The organism is Mesorhizobium sp. M7A.F.Ca.CA.003.01.2.1 (assembly GCF_003998945.1).
GTDB classification, from domain to species: Bacteria; Pseudomonadota; Alphaproteobacteria; order Rhizobiales; family Rhizobiaceae; genus Mesorhizobium; species Mesorhizobium ciceri.
The window spans coordinates 1-1,774 of sequence record NZ_RZRA01001065.1 but is presented as its reverse complement, the minus strand read 5'-3'; the positions used below and the strand labels follow the sequence as shown (position 1 = coordinate 1,774).

Here is a 1,774-nt window from a genome sequence, read left to right as displayed (position 1 = left end):
GAGCTACACCTTCCTTTCGGTTGCCGCGCCGATGTTGCTCGGCACCATCGCCGCCCTGATCTTCGACGCCAGGTTTCCGCTGCGTGGCCTGCTGCGCGGCGTCTTCGTGATGCCTATGATGGCAACGCCCGTCGCCGTGGCGCTGGTCTGGACGATGATGTTCCACCCCCAGCTCGGCGTCCTCAACTATCTTCTGTCGCTGGTCGGCATTCCGGCGCAGGAATGGATCTTCAACGCCAACACGGTCATCCCGTCGCTGGTTGCGGTCGAGACCTGGCAGTGGACGCCGCTGGTGATGCTGATCGTGCTCGGCGGCCTGGCGTCCGTGCCGCGCGAGCCGTTCGAAAGCGCCGAAATCGACGGCGCCAATGCCTGGCAGCAATTCCGCTATCTCACCTTGCCGATGATCGCGCCGTTCCTGATGATCGCGGTGATCATCCGCACCATCGACGCACTGAAGAGTTTCGACATCATCTACGCGATGACCCAGGGCGGGCCGGGCACGGCCTCGGAGACCATCAACATCTATCTCTACAACACCGCCTTCTCCTACTACGACATCGGCTATGGCTCGGCCATGGCCGTGGTGTTCTTCATCGTCATCGTCGCCCTGTCCTTCATCCTCCTGATGTTGCGCCAGCGCTCGCAGTGGATCGGCGTGGAGGGCAAATAGATGAGTTCACGACTGCTCAACCGGATCGGGCTGTTCTTCGCGGCCCTGGTCTTCGTCTCGCCGGCGATCCTGTTCTTCCTCTGGATGATCTCGCTGTCGCTGAAATTCGAGATCGACAACGGCGCCTATCCGCCGATCCTGATCCCCGAACATCTCGCCTGGTCGAACTATGCAAAAGTGTTCGAGGAGAACAATTTCCTGCTCTATCTCTGGAATTCGGTTCTGGTGACCGGCACGGCGACGCTTTTGGCGCTGCTGATCGGCGTGCCGGCCGGCTATGGCATCGCGCGGCTCAAGGCCGAGCGATCGGCGGTGGTCATCATGATCGCCCGCATGACGCCGGGGCTTTCCTATCTCATCCCGCTGTTCCTGCTGTTCCAATGGGTCGGCATTCTCGGCACGCTGTGGCCGCAGATCATCATCCATCTGGTGGTGACCGTGCCGATCGTCGTCTGGGTGATGATCGGCTATTTCGAGACCACCCCGATGGAACTGGAAGAGGCCGCCAACATCGACGGCGCCAGTTCCTGGCAGGTGTTCCGGCTGGTCGCCTTGCCCATCGCCAAGCCGGGCATAGTGGTCGCCTTTATCCTGTCCGTCATCTTCTCATGGAACAATTTCGTCTTCGGCGTGGTGCTCGCCAGCCGTGAAACGCGCACGCTGCCGGTCGCCGTCTACAACATGCTCTCCTACGAGCAAGTGAGCTGGGGGCCGCTCGCCGCCGCGGCCCTGGTGGTGACACTGCCGGTACTGGTCCTGACCATGTTCGCACAAAGGCAGATCGTCGCCGGACTGACCGCGGGCGCCGTCAAGGGCGGCTGAAGGCACGCTACGGCATCGCACTCTTTTTCGAGGAAAACCCAATGGCATCGGTCACAATCAACAACGTGCAAAAGGCTTTCGGAACGGCCAGGATTATCCACGATGTCAGCGTCGATATCGCTGACGGCGAGTTCGTCATCCTGGTCGGCCCGTCGGGCTGCGGGAAGTCGACGCTGCTGCGCATGATTGCCGGACTTGAAACGATCTCGGGCGGCAGGATCGCCATTGGCGATCGCACCGTCAACAATCTGCGGGCGCGCGACCGCAACATCGCCATGG

3 protein-coding genes are annotated in these 1,774 nt (G+C 61.5%); all 3 read left to right on the top strand.

Going from position 1 to position 1,774, the window contains the following annotated elements; translation table 11 throughout:
* A partial coding sequence (locus EN969_RS29670) for a sugar ABC transporter permease (RefSeq protein ID WP_164758612.1) occupies positions 1 to 673 on the top strand: 673 nt, incomplete at its 5' end.
* Entirely contained in the window at positions 674 to 1,495 is an 822-nt protein-coding gene (locus EN969_RS29665) for a carbohydrate ABC transporter permease (RefSeq protein ID WP_013531802.1), read from the top strand.
* Positions 1,496 to 1,536: 41 nt separating this feature from the next.
* On the top strand, positions 1,537 to 1,774 hold a 238-nt coding region (locus tag EN969_RS29660; protein ID WP_127419656.1), incomplete at its 3' end, for an ATP-binding cassette domain-containing protein.